The organism is Kitasatospora sp. NPDC056181 (assembly GCF_042266225.1).
Lineage (GTDB): Bacteria > Actinomycetota > Actinomycetes > Streptomycetales > Streptomycetaceae > Kitasatospora.
Genome location: NZ_JBHJUK010000003.1, coordinates 163,523 through 179,078 on the forward strand (window position 1 = coordinate 163,523; position 15,556 = coordinate 179,078).

The 15,556-nt window shown below is 73.9% G+C and carries 14 protein-coding genes; 11 read left to right on the top strand and 3 right to left on the bottom strand.

Annotated elements, in window-relative coordinates; all coding sequences use genetic code 11:
* Positions 1–115 precede the first annotated feature (115 nt).
* The 10 genes from ACFC1F_RS02935 (at position 116) to ACFC1F_RS02980 (ending at position 12,360) form a co-directional block, all read left to right on the top strand.
* Complete coding sequence (locus tag ACFC1F_RS02935; RefSeq protein ID WP_376155202.1) at positions 116–586, top strand: DUF1508 domain-containing protein; 471 nt, start codon at positions 116–118, stop codon at positions 584–586.
* Positions 573–980 carry a hypothetical protein gene (locus tag ACFC1F_RS02940; protein ID WP_376155204.1) on the top strand — a complete coding sequence of 136 codons (408 nt, stop codon included), beginning with the start codon at positions 573–575 and terminating at the stop codon, positions 978–980. Before ACFC1F_RS02935 ends, ACFC1F_RS02940 begins: the two co-directional genes overlap by 14 nt.
* A gap of 321 nt (positions 981–1,301) precedes the next feature.
* Positions 1,302–2,357 (top strand): substrate-binding domain-containing protein, encoded by a 1,056-nt coding sequence (locus ACFC1F_RS02945; RefSeq protein WP_376155205.1) that lies wholly within the window; start codon positions 1,302–1,304, stop codon positions 2,355–2,357.
* Positions 2,358–2,473: 116 nt separating this feature from the next.
* Positions 2,474–3,067, top strand: a complete 594-nt coding sequence (locus ACFC1F_RS02950; RefSeq protein WP_376155207.1) for a hypothetical protein — start codon at positions 2,474–2,476, stop codon at positions 3,065–3,067.
* Between the two features lie 319 nt (positions 3,068–3,386).
* Complete coding sequence (locus ACFC1F_RS02955) at positions 3,387–6,017, top strand: hypothetical protein (protein WP_376155209.1); 2,631 nt, start codon at positions 3,387–3,389, stop codon at positions 6,015–6,017.
* Between the two features lie 213 nt (positions 6,018–6,230).
* Positions 6,231–7,247: a phosphate ABC transporter permease subunit PstC gene (gene pstC, locus ACFC1F_RS02960; protein ID WP_376155211.1), complete on the top strand. Its 1,017-nt coding sequence runs from the start codon at positions 6,231–6,233 to the stop codon at positions 7,245–7,247.
* A gap of 91 nt (positions 7,248–7,338) precedes the next feature.
* A complete protein-coding gene (gene pstA / locus ACFC1F_RS02965) occupies positions 7,339–8,589 on the top strand; it encodes a phosphate ABC transporter permease PstA (protein ID WP_376155213.1) in 1,251 nt (416 codons plus the stop codon).
* A gap of 38 nt (positions 8,590–8,627) precedes the next feature.
* Entirely contained in the window at positions 8,628–10,490 is a 1,863-nt protein-coding gene (locus ACFC1F_RS02970) for a substrate-binding domain-containing protein (RefSeq protein ID WP_376155215.1), read from the top strand.
* Entirely contained in the window at positions 10,487–11,419 is a 933-nt protein-coding gene (locus tag ACFC1F_RS02975; protein WP_376155216.1) for a sortase domain-bontaining protein, read from the top strand. Before ACFC1F_RS02970 ends, ACFC1F_RS02975 begins: the two co-directional genes overlap by 4 nt.
* Positions 11,420–11,457: 38 nt before the next feature.
* Positions 11,458–12,360 carry a phosphate ABC transporter ATP-binding protein gene (locus tag ACFC1F_RS02980; RefSeq protein ID WP_245206338.1) on the top strand — a complete coding sequence of 301 codons (903 nt, stop codon included), beginning with the start codon at positions 11,458–11,460 and terminating at the stop codon, positions 12,358–12,360.
* A gap of 22 nt (positions 12,361–12,382) precedes the next feature.
* Here ACFC1F_RS02980 and ACFC1F_RS02985 read toward each other — a convergent pair whose 3' ends face one another.
* The 3 genes from ACFC1F_RS02985 to ACFC1F_RS02995 all read right to left on the bottom strand — a co-directional run bounded on the left by ACFC1F_RS02985 (position 12,383) and on the right by ACFC1F_RS02995 (position 14,812).
* A complete protein-coding gene (locus ACFC1F_RS02985; RefSeq protein WP_209417236.1) occupies positions 12,383–13,207 on the bottom strand; it encodes an HAD family hydrolase in 825 nt (274 codons plus the stop codon).
* A gap of 81 nt (positions 13,208–13,288) precedes the next feature.
* A complete protein-coding gene (locus ACFC1F_RS02990) occupies positions 13,289–14,257 on the bottom strand; it encodes a hypothetical protein (protein WP_376155219.1) in 969 nt (322 codons plus the stop codon).
* Positions 14,258–14,338: 81 nt separating this feature from the next.
* Positions 14,339–14,812 carry a hypothetical protein gene (locus ACFC1F_RS02995; protein ID WP_376155221.1) on the bottom strand — a complete coding sequence of 158 codons (474 nt, stop codon included), beginning with the start codon at positions 14,810–14,812 and terminating at the stop codon, positions 14,339–14,341.
* A 149-nt stretch (positions 14,813–14,961) separates the two neighbouring features.
* Here ACFC1F_RS02995 and ACFC1F_RS03000 point away from each other — a divergent pair, with 149 nt between their 5' ends.
* Positions 14,962–15,150: a hypothetical protein gene (locus ACFC1F_RS03000; RefSeq protein WP_209417233.1), complete on the top strand. Its 189-nt coding sequence runs from the start codon at positions 14,962–14,964 to the stop codon at positions 15,148–15,150.
* Positions 15,151–15,556: the final 406 nt, after the last annotated feature.

The window sequence follows — 15,556 nt, forward strand, 5'->3', positions numbered from 1 at the left end:
CGAGGGAGAACTTCCCGGCCAACGGAGCAAGTTGTGCATTTGCCGCCCTTCCGGCCCGCTCGTGTGCACACATAGCTTTACTCCCGTCTCGGAGGGGTACCGGACTGGGGGAGCAGTGGACGCGTCAGGCCACGGTCACACCGCAGCAGGGGCAAGTCGAGGGGGCTTCCGCGCCGAACGGGCGTCGGACGGCCGGTACCGCTGGCAACTCAAGGCGCCCAACGGCCGGGTCGTGGCGATCACACCGGCCGCCTACCGGACGGCCGCCGAGGCCGAGCGCGGCTTCGACGGCTTACGCGCCGGAGCCGACGGCCTGGTCGCCCGGATCACCCACGTCCGGGACGGCATCGGCTGGATCTGGGTCGTGCCCGGTTCACGCGGCCTCCCCGAGGTGCGCTCCAGCCGTGCGTACGAGCGGTACGCGACCTGCCAGAACGCCTTCCGGCGGTTCGTGGTGCTGCTGGCCAAGCATCCCGCACTCGAACTCCCCGATCCCACCGGCCCGTTGCGAGTAGCCGAGACCTCCAGGGCCCCCGGCGCGTCCAGATCCCCCGAGCCGTTGAGAGCGCCCGATGCCGCCCGCTGAGCGCCGCGGCCCGCGCCTGCTGATCGTCCCCGCCCCCGACCGCCGCGTCGGCTGGGCCCTGCGCGCGGCCAACGGCCGCCAGCTCGGCGTCGGCGTCCGGACCTACCGCGACGAGGACGAACTCGTCGACGCCGTCCGCGAACTGGTCATCGAGCGGGCCGCCCTGCGGTGCACCGTCGGCCAGTCCGAGGCCCGGCTCTGGGGCTGGACCGCGCACCTGCCGCTGCTCAGCACCCGGCCGGGCGCCGGCGAGGGCGGGCCGGTCGCCCGCAGCGCCCGCGGCTACCTCCGGCGCGACCAGTGCCAGGCCGGCGTGGAGGGCTTCCTCTCCGGGCTCCGGTGGATCGGCCGGGAGCTGCGCGGCGGCGGCCGGGGCGACCGACGGCCCTGGTGACCCGGGCGCCCCGAAACCCCCCTCCCCGGTGAAGCGCAGGTTTCCGGCAACCCCCCGGGCCGCCACCTGGAGAAGAACGTCACCGGCCCCCGACCTGCGGCTTTCCACCCCGCCGCGGCCGCGCTGACCAGTTGTTAAACCTGTCCGAACCGATGAGTCGACAATCGCCGGCCGCCGCCGACGGCCCTTCCGGCACAACCGCCGCGCCCACCAGGATCAGCTCTGCCGGAGCGGCCGCCGCGGACGCGGTCACCGGCCCCGGAACCCCGACCAGGGCCCGGGTACAGCGATGTACGTCTCTCCCACCGGAGGAACAGGAACATGCGCAAGACCGCTGCCAAGCTGCTCGCCGTTGCCGCCATCGCCACCTCGGTCGCCACCGTCGCGAGCGGTACCGCGCTCGCCGACCCGACCGTCACCCCGGCCGCCCAGGACATCGTGAGCGTCGGCTCCGACACGACCCAGGCCGTGTCGAACCAGTTCTCCACCGACTACAACGCGTACCTGACCAGCATCGGCGACACCACCTCGCCGCGCTACTACAGCTGGGACGCGACCGGCTCCGCCACCATCACCCCGAAGTCCGGCGCCACCTCCATCCCGCGTCCGAACGGCTCGGGCGCCGGCATCAGCGCGCTGAACGCGACCGGCAGCCAGGTCGACGTGGCCCGCTCCTCGCGCGGCCCGAAGCCCAACCCGGGCGGCGACCCGACCACCGACGTCTTCGTGGCCTTCGCCAAGGACGCCGTCTCCTGGTCCGCCCCGTCCGGCGGCTACGCCCCGGCGAACCTCACCACCGCGCAGCTCAAGGCCATCTACGAGTGCACCACCACCGACTGGCACACGCTGGTCCCGGCCGTCCCGGCCGGCACCACCATCAAGCCGTACCTGCCGCAGGCCAACTCCGGCACCCGGTCCTTCTTCCTGTCCGCGATCGGCAACCCGGCCCTCGGCGGCTGCGTCGTGACCGGCCCGCAGGAGAACGAGGGCACCGACCCGGTGTTCACCAACGCGGCCTCCGTCTTCCCGTACTCGGTCGCGCACTACATCGGCCAGGTCTTCAACGGTCACAGCAGCGGCAGTGACGCGGCCGGCACCCTGACCATCCGCAGCGTGGACGGCGTCTCGCCGCTCACCGCCGCCAACACCCTCTCGCCGGCCTTCGCGGCCACCGCGTACGGCCGCGTGGTCTACAACGTGGTCCGCCAGGCCGAGTGGACCGCGACGGACGCCCACGGCACCGCGCTCCGCAACATCTTCGGCCCGGCCAGCACCAACGGCTGGATCTGCAAGAACGGCACCAACGACATCAAGAGCTACGGCTTCCTGCCCCTCCCGGGTGCCGCCTGCGGCAGCACCATCCAGAACAACAGCTGACCTCCCGTCAGTGACCGGCGGCCGGGGGTGCCGAACCCCCGGCCGCCGGGCCCGGCCCGGCCCTCGGGCCGGTGTTCCGCCTCGCACAACCCCTCACCTCTCCCAAGGAGTTCAGCATGTCCCGTAACCGCGCCCGCCTCGTTGCCGCCGGTGCCGCCGTGGCCCTCGCCGTGACCGGTGCGAGCGGTGTCGCCGTCGCCGACACCGCCCCGGCGGCCCCGACCGGCAGCGCGGTGGTGCACGAGAACACCACCTTCCTGAAGGACTCCGCCGTCAACGGCCTGGTGGTCATCCCGCTCCCGTCGGCGACCCCGTCCTACGACGGCACCGCCGGCTTCTCGGCGGCCTTCCCGGTGGCCGGCGGCTCGGTCAACCTCCCGGCGTACTACGGGAACGTGCAGCTCGGCGGCGGCCTGCTCTTCATCAACGTCTTCACCGGCAAGAGCGCCGTCTTCAAGCAGCTCGCGTTCAGCGCCGACACCTGGCAGCTCACCGGCGTGCCGGTGGACGGCACCGCCCCGGTGGCGCTGCTGGACCCGGCCGGCGCCACCACGGTGAACCGGGTGGGGGCCACCCAGACCCTGGCCGCCGCCGACCTCCAGGTGGACGCCGAGGGCGCGCAGTACGTGGACGCCAAGCTGAACACCTCCTTCTTCAAGGCCGGCCAGTCGATCGGCTCGTTCTCGCTGACCTTCACCACCGGTAGCTGACCTCCTGACGGTTCCGGGGCGTTTCCGTGGGCCCGCGCCGTAGCGCGGGCCCACGTCGTTCCTTTCGGAGTTCCCAACTCCGGTACAGAGTTGTCGCGTTGGGCCCTCGTACATCAGGCCGACCGCATTCGGCCACCTCCGGCTGGCCGAATGGATGCGCACCGGAATCGCCGGCCGCTCGCAGCCTGATCCATCCTCCGCGCCGCGCAGTGCCCGGCGCGGGACCGTACGGAGGTGCCCGATGAGAATCCGCCCGCCCGAACCCCGAACACCGGGGTGGTGGCGCCGTCGACTACCGGCGCTGGCCATCGTCTGGGCCGTGGTGACGGCAGTCGGCACCGTTCCGGTCGCGATCGGCGCACTTCCCGAGGCGAAGGCGGCGGCCCCCACGACGGTCCCGGGTCCCAAGGTCTGGCAGCCCGGGACGGGGACGTACGGCCCCGAGGGCAGCGTCACGGTCTCCCAGACGGCCGACCTCGTCAACCAGGTGCTCCAGGTCTCGTGGAGCGGCTTCACCCCGACGGTCAACTTCGTCACCGGCACCCCCGCCACGGTCGTCCCGAAGGGGAGCGCGTCCATCGCCTACGCGGTGCGGGTCTACCAGTGCCGGGGCACCCAGCCGAAGATCACCGACTGCTACGGCACCACGCTCTACAACGCCGATCCGGCCGCGGGCTTCGAGCAGACGGCCCCGCCGGCCGGGACCACCCAGCCGGACTTCCAGTCGAACATGGCCCTCGCGCCGACCGGTCCGGACGGCTCGGGCGTCGCCAACATCGAGGTCTGGACGGCCCAGCAGAGCCCGTCGCTCGGCTGCGACGCGACCCACGCCTGCTCGCTGGTCGTCGAACCGAACTACGGCGGCGACCCGGCGGACGTGTACAGCATCCGCAACGGCGCGGCCGACTGCAGCGACCACACCACCGACGTCGACTACTTCACCAACACGGCGACGGACTACACCGTCACCTTCCAGACCAACGACAACCCGGGCCCCTCCTTCAAGCACCTCGTGGGCGAGCAGTGCGCCTGGGGCAACCACGTCGTCGTCCCGCTCTCCTTCGCGCCCACCCCGGGCGACTGCAAGGCCCAGGCCGCGGCGTTCAGGCTGGCCGGCCTGGAGATGGCCAACCGGGCCATGCAGCAGTGGCGTTCGGGCCTGTGCCTGGGCGAGGACCCGATGACCGTGCAGTACACCCTGGGCGGCGGCGAGCCGCAGGCCCGGACCTCCTTCCTCTCCGGCAGCGGGCCCGACGTCGCACTGACGGCGAGGCCGGACCGCTCGCCCCCCGCCCGGCGCTACGTCTACTCCCCGCTGGCCACCTCGGGCATCTCCGTCGTCTACGTCGTCGACGACCAGAAGACCGGCCGGCAGATCCGGGACCTCAGGCTCAACGCCCGGCTGGTCGCCAAACTGCTGACCCAGTCCTACGCGTCCCCCGGTCTGGCGATCCCCACGGTGGAGGGCAACCCGACCTGCTTCCTGCGGGACCCGGAGTTCCTGAAGCTGAACCCGGAGACGCCGGAGAACGGCATCCACTGGCCGGAGACCTGCTCCCGGTTCCTGCCGATCGTCGTCGGCAGCACCACCGACCTCACCTACCAGCTGACCTCCTGGATCGCCGCCGACCCGGACGCCGCGCGGTTCCTGGACGGCGAGGCGGATCCGTGGGGCATGCACGTCAACACCGTCTACCAGCGGCCGAAGTTCGGCGGTTACCCGGTCGACTCGCTCCAGCGCCAGGACGACTCCGGGGTGACCGACCCGAAGGCCGGCGAGGTGCTCCAGCACTGGAAGCAGTTCGAGTGGAACCCGATCGGCGCCGACGGCCTGGTCGGGGTCTCCCGCAAGACCCTCCAGAACCAGCCGACCTGCGTCAACACCGACATCAACGGGGTCGGCGGCCACGACGCCTGCCCGCCGATGGAGCGCGGCGTCCGCACCCTGTTCGCGATCATGGACTCCGGCCAGGCCAAGGCGTACTCGCTGCCGGAGGCGGCGCTGCTGAACCCGGCCGGCGAGTACGTGCCGCCGACCGCCGCGGGCTTCCAGTCGGCGCTGGCCGACATGCCGGTCGACGCCGTCACCGGGACGCAGGAGCTCCCCTACGGCGCCTCCGGCACCGAGTTCACCCGCGACCGGCAGGCCTACCCGCTCACCACCGTCCAGTACGCGATGGTGCCCACCTCGGGCGTCGCCACCGGGAAGGCCGCCGCGATCGCGCGCTTCCTGCGGACGGTCACCGACGGCGGCCAGGTCTACGGCACCTCCCCCGGCAAGCTCGCACCGGGCTTCCTCAGCCTGACCAGCGCCCAGCGCCAGCAGGCCCAGGACGCCGCGACGCACGTCGAGGCCCAGGACGGCAAGCTGCCCGGCAACCAGGTGCCGCCGCCCGGACCCCCGGCCGGCGGTGAGGGCGGGACCACCGGCGGTGCCACCTCGGGGGGCGCAGCCACGCCCGTCGACTCCGGCGGCGCGGCCGGCGGGACGACTCCCGTCGACGGCGGCGGTACGTCCGGAGCCGCCACCGGCGGGTCGGACTCCGGCTCCGGCTCCAGCTCCGGCACGGGCTCGGGCTCGGGCTCGGGCTCCGGCTCGGGCTCGGGCTCCGGGACCGGCGGATCCGGTACCTCGGGTGACCTCGGCGCCTCGGCCGGAACCTCCGGTGCGGCCGGCGGCGCCGCCCCCGCGGCGGGCGGCCCGGCAGCCGGTGCCAAGCCCACCGCCGGCCCGTCCGGCGGTCCGCTCGCCGCCGCCCCCGTGGCGGCCGGCACCCCGGCCCCCGACCGGGCCGGCGGCGCGCGCCTGCTGCTGCCCATCGCCCTGGTCACCGGCCTCGTCCTGCTGATCGGTGGCCCGGCGGCCCTGCTCCTCGGTGGCACGCCCGCCGGGGCGAGGGCGACGGCCGCGCTGCGCGGAGGCTGGACGCGGCTGCGCCGCCGGCCCTGACCGGCCGGCAGCAGCCGGCCGCACCGGCTCGGCGGGGTCGCCGTCCCGGCCCCGCCGAGCCCGTCCCGGACTCCGGCCCCGTCCGGAGTCCGGGCCCCGTACCGACCGAGCACGTCCGCATCGAGCACTCCCGCACCGAGCACCCGCCGAGCACCCCGTACCGAGCACTCCCGTAGCGAGCACGTCCGCATCGAGCGTCCCGGAGAGCAGACCATGACAGCCGCCGCCGAGCCCGCGGCACCCCATGCCGGGGCTCCCCAGCGTGATCCCGACGTACCCCGCACCATCACCGCCCCCGCGACGCCGGGCGACCGGGTGTTCCGTGGTCTGCTCCGGGCCGCCGGCCTCTCGGTCTTCGCCGTCATGGGGCTGATCGCGTTCTTCCTGCTGCTGCGCGGCGCGGCCGCCCTGCGCGAGGTGGGCTGGTCCTTCCTCACCGAGCAGAAGTGGCAGACCCAGGCGCACAACTTCGGCATCGCCGCGGTGCTCCCGAACGGCCTGCTGATCGCCGTGATCGCCCTGGTCATCGCGGTGCCGGTGGCGCTCGGCACCGCCGTCTTCATCTCCGAGTACGCACCGCAGCGGCTCCGGGCGACGCTGGTCTCGCTGGTCGACCTGATGGCGGCGATCCCGAGCATCGTCTACGGGCTGTGGGGGCTCTTCTTCCTCCAGCCGCGGATCATCGGGTTCGTCCGCTGGCTGGCCAACCACCTCGGCGACACGATCCCGTTCCTCAAGGTGCGCACCGGTGACATCGGCACCTCGTACACCTCCTCCACCTTCATCGCCGGGGTGGTCGTCTCGCTGATGATCATCCCGATCGTCACCTCGCTCAGCCGGGAGGTGTTCTCGCAGGCGCCCCAGGGCGAGCGGGAGGGCGCCTTCGCACTCGGTTCCACGCGCTGGGGGATGATCCGCACGGTGGTGCTGCCGTTCGGCCGCGGCGGCGTGATCGGCGCGGTGATGCTCGGCTTCGGGCGGGCGATGGGCGAGACCATCGCCGTCGCGCTGATCATCTCGCCGAACTTCGAGGCCATCACGCACATCCTGGAGAACGGCGCCAACTCGATCTCGGCGCTGATCGCGTTGCGCTTCGGCGAGTCCGACGACCTCTCGCTCTCCGCACTGATGGCGGCCGGCCTGGTGCTCTTCTCGCTCACGCTGCTGGTCAACCTGGCGGCCGGCTTCGTCATCAACCGGTCCCGCTCCGGGGCCTCGACGGCCGACTGATGGCCGCGCACTCCCCGGGGCCGCAGCGTCCGGCCCCGCACCGCCCGGACCCGTACCAACCGCCGGCGATCGGCCGTGAAGGGACCACCCGATGACCACCCTCGATCTTCCGCCCGCCGCGCCGCCCGCAGCGCCATCCGCCGCGGGTGCGCCGCCGGAGGCGCCCGCGCCCGACCGCCCCGAGAAGAGGGTGCGGCTCGGCGGCTTCACCCGGGAGGACGTGCTGACCCCGGTCGGCGCGCTGGCCGGCTCGCTCGCCCTGGACTGGATGCTGTACGAGCGCATCCTGCCGTTCAGCGGCGTGCTCGGCTTCCTGGTCTGCTGGTACCTGCTCTTCCTGGCCGGCTACTTCGCGCTCGGCAGGCTCCAGTGGGGGCCGCTGCTGGTCCGCGAGCGGCTGGTCGCGGCGGTCGCCTGGAGTTCGGGGCTGCTGGTGGTGGCCCTGATCGTCGACCAGATCGGCTACGTCCTGTCGCGCGGCCTGGAGGCCGCCAGGCACCTGAACTTCTTCACCGAGTCGATGGACCACACCGCCGCGCTCTCCCCGATCACCTCGGGCGGGGCGCTCAACGCGGTGGTCGGCTCGCTCGAACAGCTGGGCCTGGCCACGCTGTTCGCCGTGCCGCTGGGCATCGCGGCGGCCGTCTTCATGTCCGAGGTCGGCGGCCGGATGGCCCGGCCGGTGCGCACGCTGGTCGAGGCGATGACGGCGCTGCCGTCGATCGTCGCCGGGCTCTTCATCCTCGGCATCGTGATCATCACCTTCGGTTTCGAGAAGAGCGGGTTCGCGGCCTCGCTGGCGCTCACCGTGATGATGATGCCGATCGTCACCCGGGCCGCCGAGGTGGTCATCCGGCTGGTGCCCGGCACGCTGCGGGAGGCCTCCTACGCGCTCGGCGGCAGCCAGTGGCGCACGGTGTGGAACGTGGTGCTGCCCACGGCCCGTCCGGGCCTGGTCACCGCGGTGGTGCTCGGCATGGCACGCGGGGTCGGCGAGACCTCGCCGGTGCTGCTGACCTCCGGCTTCACCTCGCAGTTCAACGGCGACCCGTTCAGCGAGCACCAGGTGTCGCTGCCGCTCTACATCTGGAACTACGTCAAGCAGCCCTACCCCGAGATGGTGGCCCGGGCGTTCGCCGCCGCGCTCACCCTGATGGCCGTGGTGCTGATCCTCTTCGTCACCGCGCGGGTGCTCGGCGGCCGCCGGCCCGGGCAGTTGTCGCGGCGTCAGAAGCGGCGCATCGACCGCGACGCCCGCCGCGGCGAGGCCGCCGTCCGGGCCGAGGCTCCCGCGCCCGCCCCGGGCCGCACCGCCACCGCCCGACCCGTCGGGGAGTACTGATGTCACGCCCAACCGCCCTCCGTACCAGAGGAGTTCCCATGTCGTGGGAGGCCGCAAGCCGCCCCGTGGCCCGCACCCTCGCGGTGCTGCTGTCCCTGCTGCTCGCCGCGGCCTCCCTGCTGCTGGGGCAGAGCACCCCCGCGTACGCGGCGGTCGCCCTCAACGCGGACGGCTCCAGCTGGGCCGGACCGGCCATCGACCAGTGGCGCCAGGACGTCGCGCCGCAGGGCATCCAGATCAACTTCAACCCGGTCGGGTCGGCCGCCGGCCGGACCCAGTGGAGCATCGGCCAGGACGACTTCACCGCCTCGGACGTGCCGTTCCGCACCAAGCCGGACGACGGGCTGGGGTCCGGTGGTCACAGCAGCGGCTCCGGCAACCCGGAGAACCCGGTCTACGGCTACTCCTACGTGCCGGTCACGGCCGGCGGCACCACCTTCATGTACAACCTGGTCGTGGGCGGCAAGCAGGTCCGTGACCTGCGCCTCTCGCCGCAGACCATCGTGGACATCTTCACCAACAAGATCACCAACTGGAACGACCCGAAGATCACCGCGGACTACGGGAAGGCGCTGCCCAGCACGCCGATCACCCCCGTCGTCCGCTCCGACGGCTCGGGTGCGACCGCCCAGTTCACCCGGTGGATGGAGCACACCCACCAGGGCCAGTGGGACGACTACTGCAAGAGCGTCAACGGCGTCGCGTGCGGTGACTACACCGAGTTCTTCCCGAAGTCCGGCCGGATGGTCGCCCAGAACGGCTCCGACGTCGTCGCCGGCTACATCAAGGCCCCGGCCGGCGTCGGCACCATCGGCTACGACGAGTACGCCTTCGCCAAGCGCAGCAACTGGCCGGTCGTGAAGGTGCTCAACCCGGCGGGCTACTACTCCCTGCCGACCGCCTCGAACGTCGCCGTCGCGCTCACCGCCGCCAGGATCCGCGGGGTCGACGACTCCACCTCGCCGGACGACCCCAACTACCTCCAGCAGAACCTCGACGGCGTCTACTCGATGAACGACCCGCGGTCGTACCCGATCTCCAGCTACAGCTACCTGATCGTGCCGCGGGCCAACAGCCTCAAGCCGCTGCCGAAGTTCACCAACGAGAAGGGCTCCGCGCTCAGCCGCTTCCTCGCCTACGTGCTCTGCGAGGGCCAGGGCGAGGCGGACGGCCTCGGCTACTCGCCGATCCCGCGCAACCTGGTGCGCGGCGGCCTGCTGCAGACCCAGCACATCCCTGGCAACGCCAGCCCGGTCGACCCCAACTCCCTCTCCAACTGCGCCAACCCGACCTTCAACGGGGCCGGCGAGCTGACCGTCCTCAAGGACGCCCCGCAGCCCAGCCCGTGCGACGCCAAGGGCGCGCCGCTGGACTGCACGGTGCAGGAGGGCAAGGCGGTGAAGAGCGGTTCGGGCTCCGGGACCTCCGGGGGCTCCGCCGCGGGCGGCGCCGCGGGTTCGGGCGGCACCGGCGGCACCGGCAAGGCGGGCACCGGGAAGACGCCCGGCGCGGCCGGCACGGCCGGCGGCTCGGGCGGCACCGGCGGGTCCGGGGGCACGGGCGGTGCGGGCGGCGCCGCGGGCGGCACGGGTGGCACCGGCGGTGCCACCGGTGGGGACGCCGGCGCGGGAGGCGCCGCGGGTGACCCGGCCGCCGGGACGGCCGGCGGGGGCGAGGCCGCGGCCGAGGACGACGTCATCGACCCGCAGACCGGCCAGGTCGTCGCGCGCGGCCGGGGCGGCGGGGAGGTCGCGGCCACCGTGGTCGCCGTCGACGGGCGGCCCGAGGACTGGATGCTCTCCTCCCTCACCGCGCTGGAACTGCTGGCGGTCGTGCTCGTCCCGCCGCTGCTCGGCCGACGGCTGCTGCGGCGCCGGGGCTCCGTCCGGGGCCGGTCGTGACGGCCCCGGCGCTGGAGAAGCCGGCCCTTCCCGCGCAGCCGTCGGCGGAACCCGCCCCCGCCCGGACCACCGCCCCGGCGCCGCCGGAGCCGGCCGGGAGGGCGTCCGCCGCCTCGCCCGCGCGGCGGCGGTTCCTCCAGGGGGCGTGGGCGGTGAGCCTGCTGGCGGCGCTGATCACGGGCTTCGTCGGCTACCTCTTCACGCTCTCGCACGTCCAGGAGCGGCACTACCAGTCCACCGCCCACAAGACCTTCCGGGACCAGCTGGCCCGGGCGGTCGCCCCGACCGGGGCCGCGGCCGACGGCGACCCGGTCGCGCTGCTCGACATCCCGGCGATCGGCCTGCACCAGGCCGTCGTGGTGGAGGGCACCACCGGCCGGGACCTCATGCGCGGGCCCGGCCACCGCCGGGACACCGCGCTGCCCGGGCAGGCCGGCGTGGCGGTGGTGTTCGGCCGCGGGGCGAGCTTCGGGGCGCCGTTCGCCGGGCTGTCCAGGCTCCGGGTCGGCGACAAGATCGAGGCGACCACCGGCCAGGGGAGGTTCACCTACACCGTCAACGTGTACGGGGACGGCGACCACCCGATCAGCGACCCGGTCCGCAACCGGCTGGTGCTGGTCACCGGGGACTCCGACTGGATCCCCGGCTCCACGGTGCTGGTCGGCGCCCGGCTGGACGGGGACCCGGAGACCAACCCGGGCGGGCGGCCCGCGACCGTCCCGTACGACAAGGCGCTGGCCGCCGACAAGGGCGCGCTGGCCACGTTGCAGCTGTGGATGCTCGGGCTGCTGGCCGCGGTGGTGTCCGCCACCGTGCTGGCCCGGGTGTGGCACCGCTCGGCCGCCTACCTGAGCCTCGCGCCGGTGGTCGGCGCGCTGCTCTGGGCGGTGTACGAGAACGCCGCCGCCCTGCTGCCCAACCTCTACTGAAGCGCGCCCGGAGGACCGTACCGATGACGGATGCACCGATGACCGACGTACCGATGACCGACGCCCCGCAGTTCGACGCGTACGACCAGGCCGGCCCGGCGGCCGAGACCACCCTCACGCTGCCGCCCGTCCCGGCGGACGGCCCGGCCGTCGCGGACGGCGGGCCGCTGGCCGGCCTGGAGACCCGCGACGTCTCCGCCTGGTTCGGCTCGCACAAGGTGCTGGAGCGGGTCTCGCTCGCGATGCCCGCGGGGGAGGTGACCGCCCTGATCGGCCCGTCCGGCTGCGGCAAGTCCACCTACCTGCGGATCCTCAACCGGATGCACGAGATGGTGCGCGGCGCCGCGCTCGCCGGTGAGGTGCTGCTCGACGGGGACGACGTGTACCGGCCCGGGCGGCGGCCCGCGGAGGTGCGGCGCCGGATCGGGATGGTGTTCCAGCGGCCCAACCCGTTCCCGGCGATGTCCATCCAGGACAACGTCTCCAGCGGGCTGAAGCTGGCCGGCATCAAGGTCTCCAAGGAGGAGCGCGAGCACCTGGTGGAGACCAGCCTGCGCCGGGCCGGCCTCTGGGACGAGGTCGCCACCCGGCTGCACACCCCGGGCGGCTCCCTCTCCGGAGGCCAGCAGCAACGCCTTTGCATCGCACGGTCGTTGGCGGTCTCGCCGGACATCCTGCTGATGGACGAGCCGTGTTCGGCGCTCGACCCGACCTCCACCCGGCGGGTCGAGGAGACCATCGCCGAGCTGCGCGGACGGCTCACCATCGTGATCGTCACCCACAACATGCAGCAGGCGCAGCGGGTTTCGCAGTCCTGCGCGTTCTTCCTGGCCACCCACGACACCCCGGGCCGGATCGTCGAGGCCGGCCCGACCGGGCAGCTGTTCGGCAACCCGCGCGACCAGCGGACCTCGGACTACGTCAACGGCCGCTTCGGATAACGATCGCTTCGGACAACGGCGTTCACGGGGCGAGCAGTCGCTCCAGCACCGCCGCCACGCCGTCCTGCTCGTTGCTCACGGTGTGCAGCGGCACCGCCGCCAGCACCTGCGGGTGCGCGTTGGCGACGGCGTAGGCGGTGCCGGCCCAGGCCAGCATCTCCAGGTCGTTCGGCATGTCGCCGAAGGCCACCACCTCGCTCCGGTCGATCCCGCGCCCGGCGCACCAGCGGGCCAGCGTGCTGGCCTTGGTGACGCCGGGCGCGCTGATCTCCAGCAGCGGTATCGGCGCGGAGCGGGTGATCTCGGCCAGGTGGCCGGCCGCTTCGCGCGCCTCGGAGAGCAGCTTGTCCGGGTCGAGGTCCGGGTGCTTGGCCAGCAGCTTGAACAGGCCGTGCACCGGGCCGCCGGTGCCGAGCAGTTCCTCCGCCGGGCCGACCGGATGGTCCTCGTCCTGGCCCCACATCGGCACCGCGTACCCGGGCTCGCGGGCGAACCCGGCCGGGTACTCGAAGGCGAACGCGGTGCCGGGAAGCTTGGCCCGCAGCGCCGCCGCCACGTCGAGCGCGGTGCCGGCGTCGAGCGGGAACGACTCCAGCAGCTCGCCGCGCCGCACGTCCACCACCGCGCCGCCGTTCGAGCAGATCGCCACCCCGTGGCCGCCGATGTGCGCGCTGACCTGCTGCATCCAGCGCGGCGGCCGGCCGGTGACGAAGACCACCTGGACGCCGGCCGCCTCGGCCGCGGCGAGGGCGGCGGCGGTGCGCGCGCTGACGGTCCCGCCGGAGCAGAGCAGGGTGCCGTCCAGGTCGGTGGCGATCAGGCGGGGGGCGGTGCGGGGTGTGGTCACCGGTCCATCTTCGCCTACCGCCGCCGGGAGGTCACCGCCGTGGCGGCGGCCTCCCGGCGGCGGGTCGCCCCGGGGCCGGACCTAGCCGACCTTGAGGGTCAGCCCGGCGGTGTGCAGCTGCCCGCCGGTCTGGAACTGCAGGAACAGCCGCCAGTCCCCGGCCGCCGGCAGCTCGGCGTGGAACGGCAGGGACGGGCCGCCGGTGCCGCCGGCCTCGGCCTTCGTCTCCGGGTGGAGGTGGGCGAAGGCCTGGTCGCCGGCGTGGAAGGCGGTCAGGTGGGCGAAGGTCTCCAGGTACGGCTGGAGGTCGGTGACCGGCTTGCCGTCCCTGCTCACGGTGACCTTCAGCTCGCCCGCCTTCCCGGCGGCCGGGGTGCCCTCGACCGTGACGGTGTACCCGTCCACGGTCGCGGTGCCGGTCGCGGCGGGCAGCTCGGCGGTGGCCGCCGCGCCCTCGCCGGGGACGGTCACCGTCCGGCTGAGCACCAGGCCGGTGCCCCGGCCGGCGCCGCTGTCCGGGATGAACGAGGCGTAGACGCGCCAGGTGCCGGCGGTGAGCGCGGCCAGCGGGGCGGTCCAGGTGCCGTCGTCGGCCATCTCGGGATGCAGGTGCTGGAAGCCGGTCAGGTCGGAGCGGACGGCGTAGAAGTGCATCCGCTTGGTCTGGTCGGTCCGGAACGCGGTGACCGGCCTGCCGTCGGGCCCGGTGACGGTGAACCGGTACTCGGCGGGGGCGCCGGCGGTGAGCGTCCCGGTGGTGGAGGTGAGGCGGTAGCCGTTCCGCTCGTCGGCGAGGCCGGGGGCGTCGGCGGGGTCGGCCGTGGCCGGGGAGGCGGCGTCGGCGCCGGGCATCTGGTGGCCCTGGTGGCCACCGCCCGCCGTGGCGGTGGCCGTGGTGGCCGTCGTGGTGGCCGCCGGGCCGGCGCCGTGGTCCATCCCGCTCATCGCGTCGGAGCCGCAGGCGGCCAGGGCGAGGGAGAGGGCGGCGGCCGCGGCGGTGAGCGCCAGGGCGCGGGCCGGGGTACGGCGGGTACGGGTGCGCAGGGACATGCGGTGGGTTCTCTTCCGGTGTGTACGGGCAGGACGCGGCGCGCCCGGGCCTCCCTCAGGGGAGGTCCGGCGCGGGCCCGGTCACGTCCGTGCGACGCACTTGCGGAGCAGTAGTCCCCGCCCGGCGGCGGGTGGCGCCCGCGGGCCGTCGGCAGGCCGTCGGCGCGGTCCGGCGAGGGCGGCGGGCGGCAGGGCGGTCGCGGCGAGGGCGTACGGCCCCGGGGCGGGCAGCGCGGCGCCGTCGCGGTCCCGGGCCGACACGCAGGAGACGGCCGGCCGGCCGTCGTCGTGCGTCCGCGGTGCGGTGAGGCCCGGAGCGGCGTCCGGGCCGCCGTGGTGCTGCGCCGCCGCGGCCGGTGCGGCCGGTGCGGGCGCTGCGGGCGCTGCGGGCGCCGTGAGCGCCGCGGCCGGCTCCGGGCCGCGGTGGCAGCCGCCCGCCGAGGTCGGCGAGCCGTGCATCAGGAAGAGCCCGGCGAGCAGTGCGCAGAGCAGCAGGAGCCGGGCGGCCGCCCGCCCGCCGTTCTGCCCGGAACTCCGTCGTCCGCCCGCCGTCACCCGGCCGACAATACCCCCACCCTGTATCCCGTCCGCGTAGGTTTCGGCCCCCGGGCCGAGGTTTCCGGCCGATTCGGCCGTACCGGGGGTGTCGCTCCGGGGGTGGACGGGAATGACCGCCCAAGGCCACCCCGTCGGCAGGAAGAGCCATGCCACCTCGCCACCTCGAAGACGAGCGCCCACCGACCGCCGGCCCGGTCACGCACCGGACGCCGGACACCCTGCGCGATCCCGTCCTGATCGGCGACATCATCTTCGACACCCTCGCCGAGATCGCCCGCCGCCGCGTCACCGCGCCGCCGCCCTTCCCCGCCCAGCGCACCCGCCCCCACCCGTAGTACCCACCCGTAGTACCCACCCGTCGCCCGACCCGCGGCACGCCGTCCGTGGCGCCCCGGCGGTGGCGGCCACGCCGCGCGTCCACGGGCGGTGCGCCGTCGTCGTAGTCCTTCCGGTGCGTTCCGCGGTGCGCCGTCGTGCCCGCGCGGACGGTTCCGGCCGCGGGGCTCCGGCGCTTCACCTCCCGGGCAACTCGGCGCCGCCGGGCTGTCCCCTTTCGTCCATCCCGGTCTGACCTGCACAGACATCACCCGTGTTCGAATGATCGCGGCGGGCTTCGGTCCAATTTGTCGTACTAATGTCGGGGGTAGACGCTTTATGCCATGGCCAAAAAAGGGGAACCCCAACCGGCCCCCGCCCCCAAAACGGCGGGGAATTATGGTATAATTAAAAAAAACAAGTTGG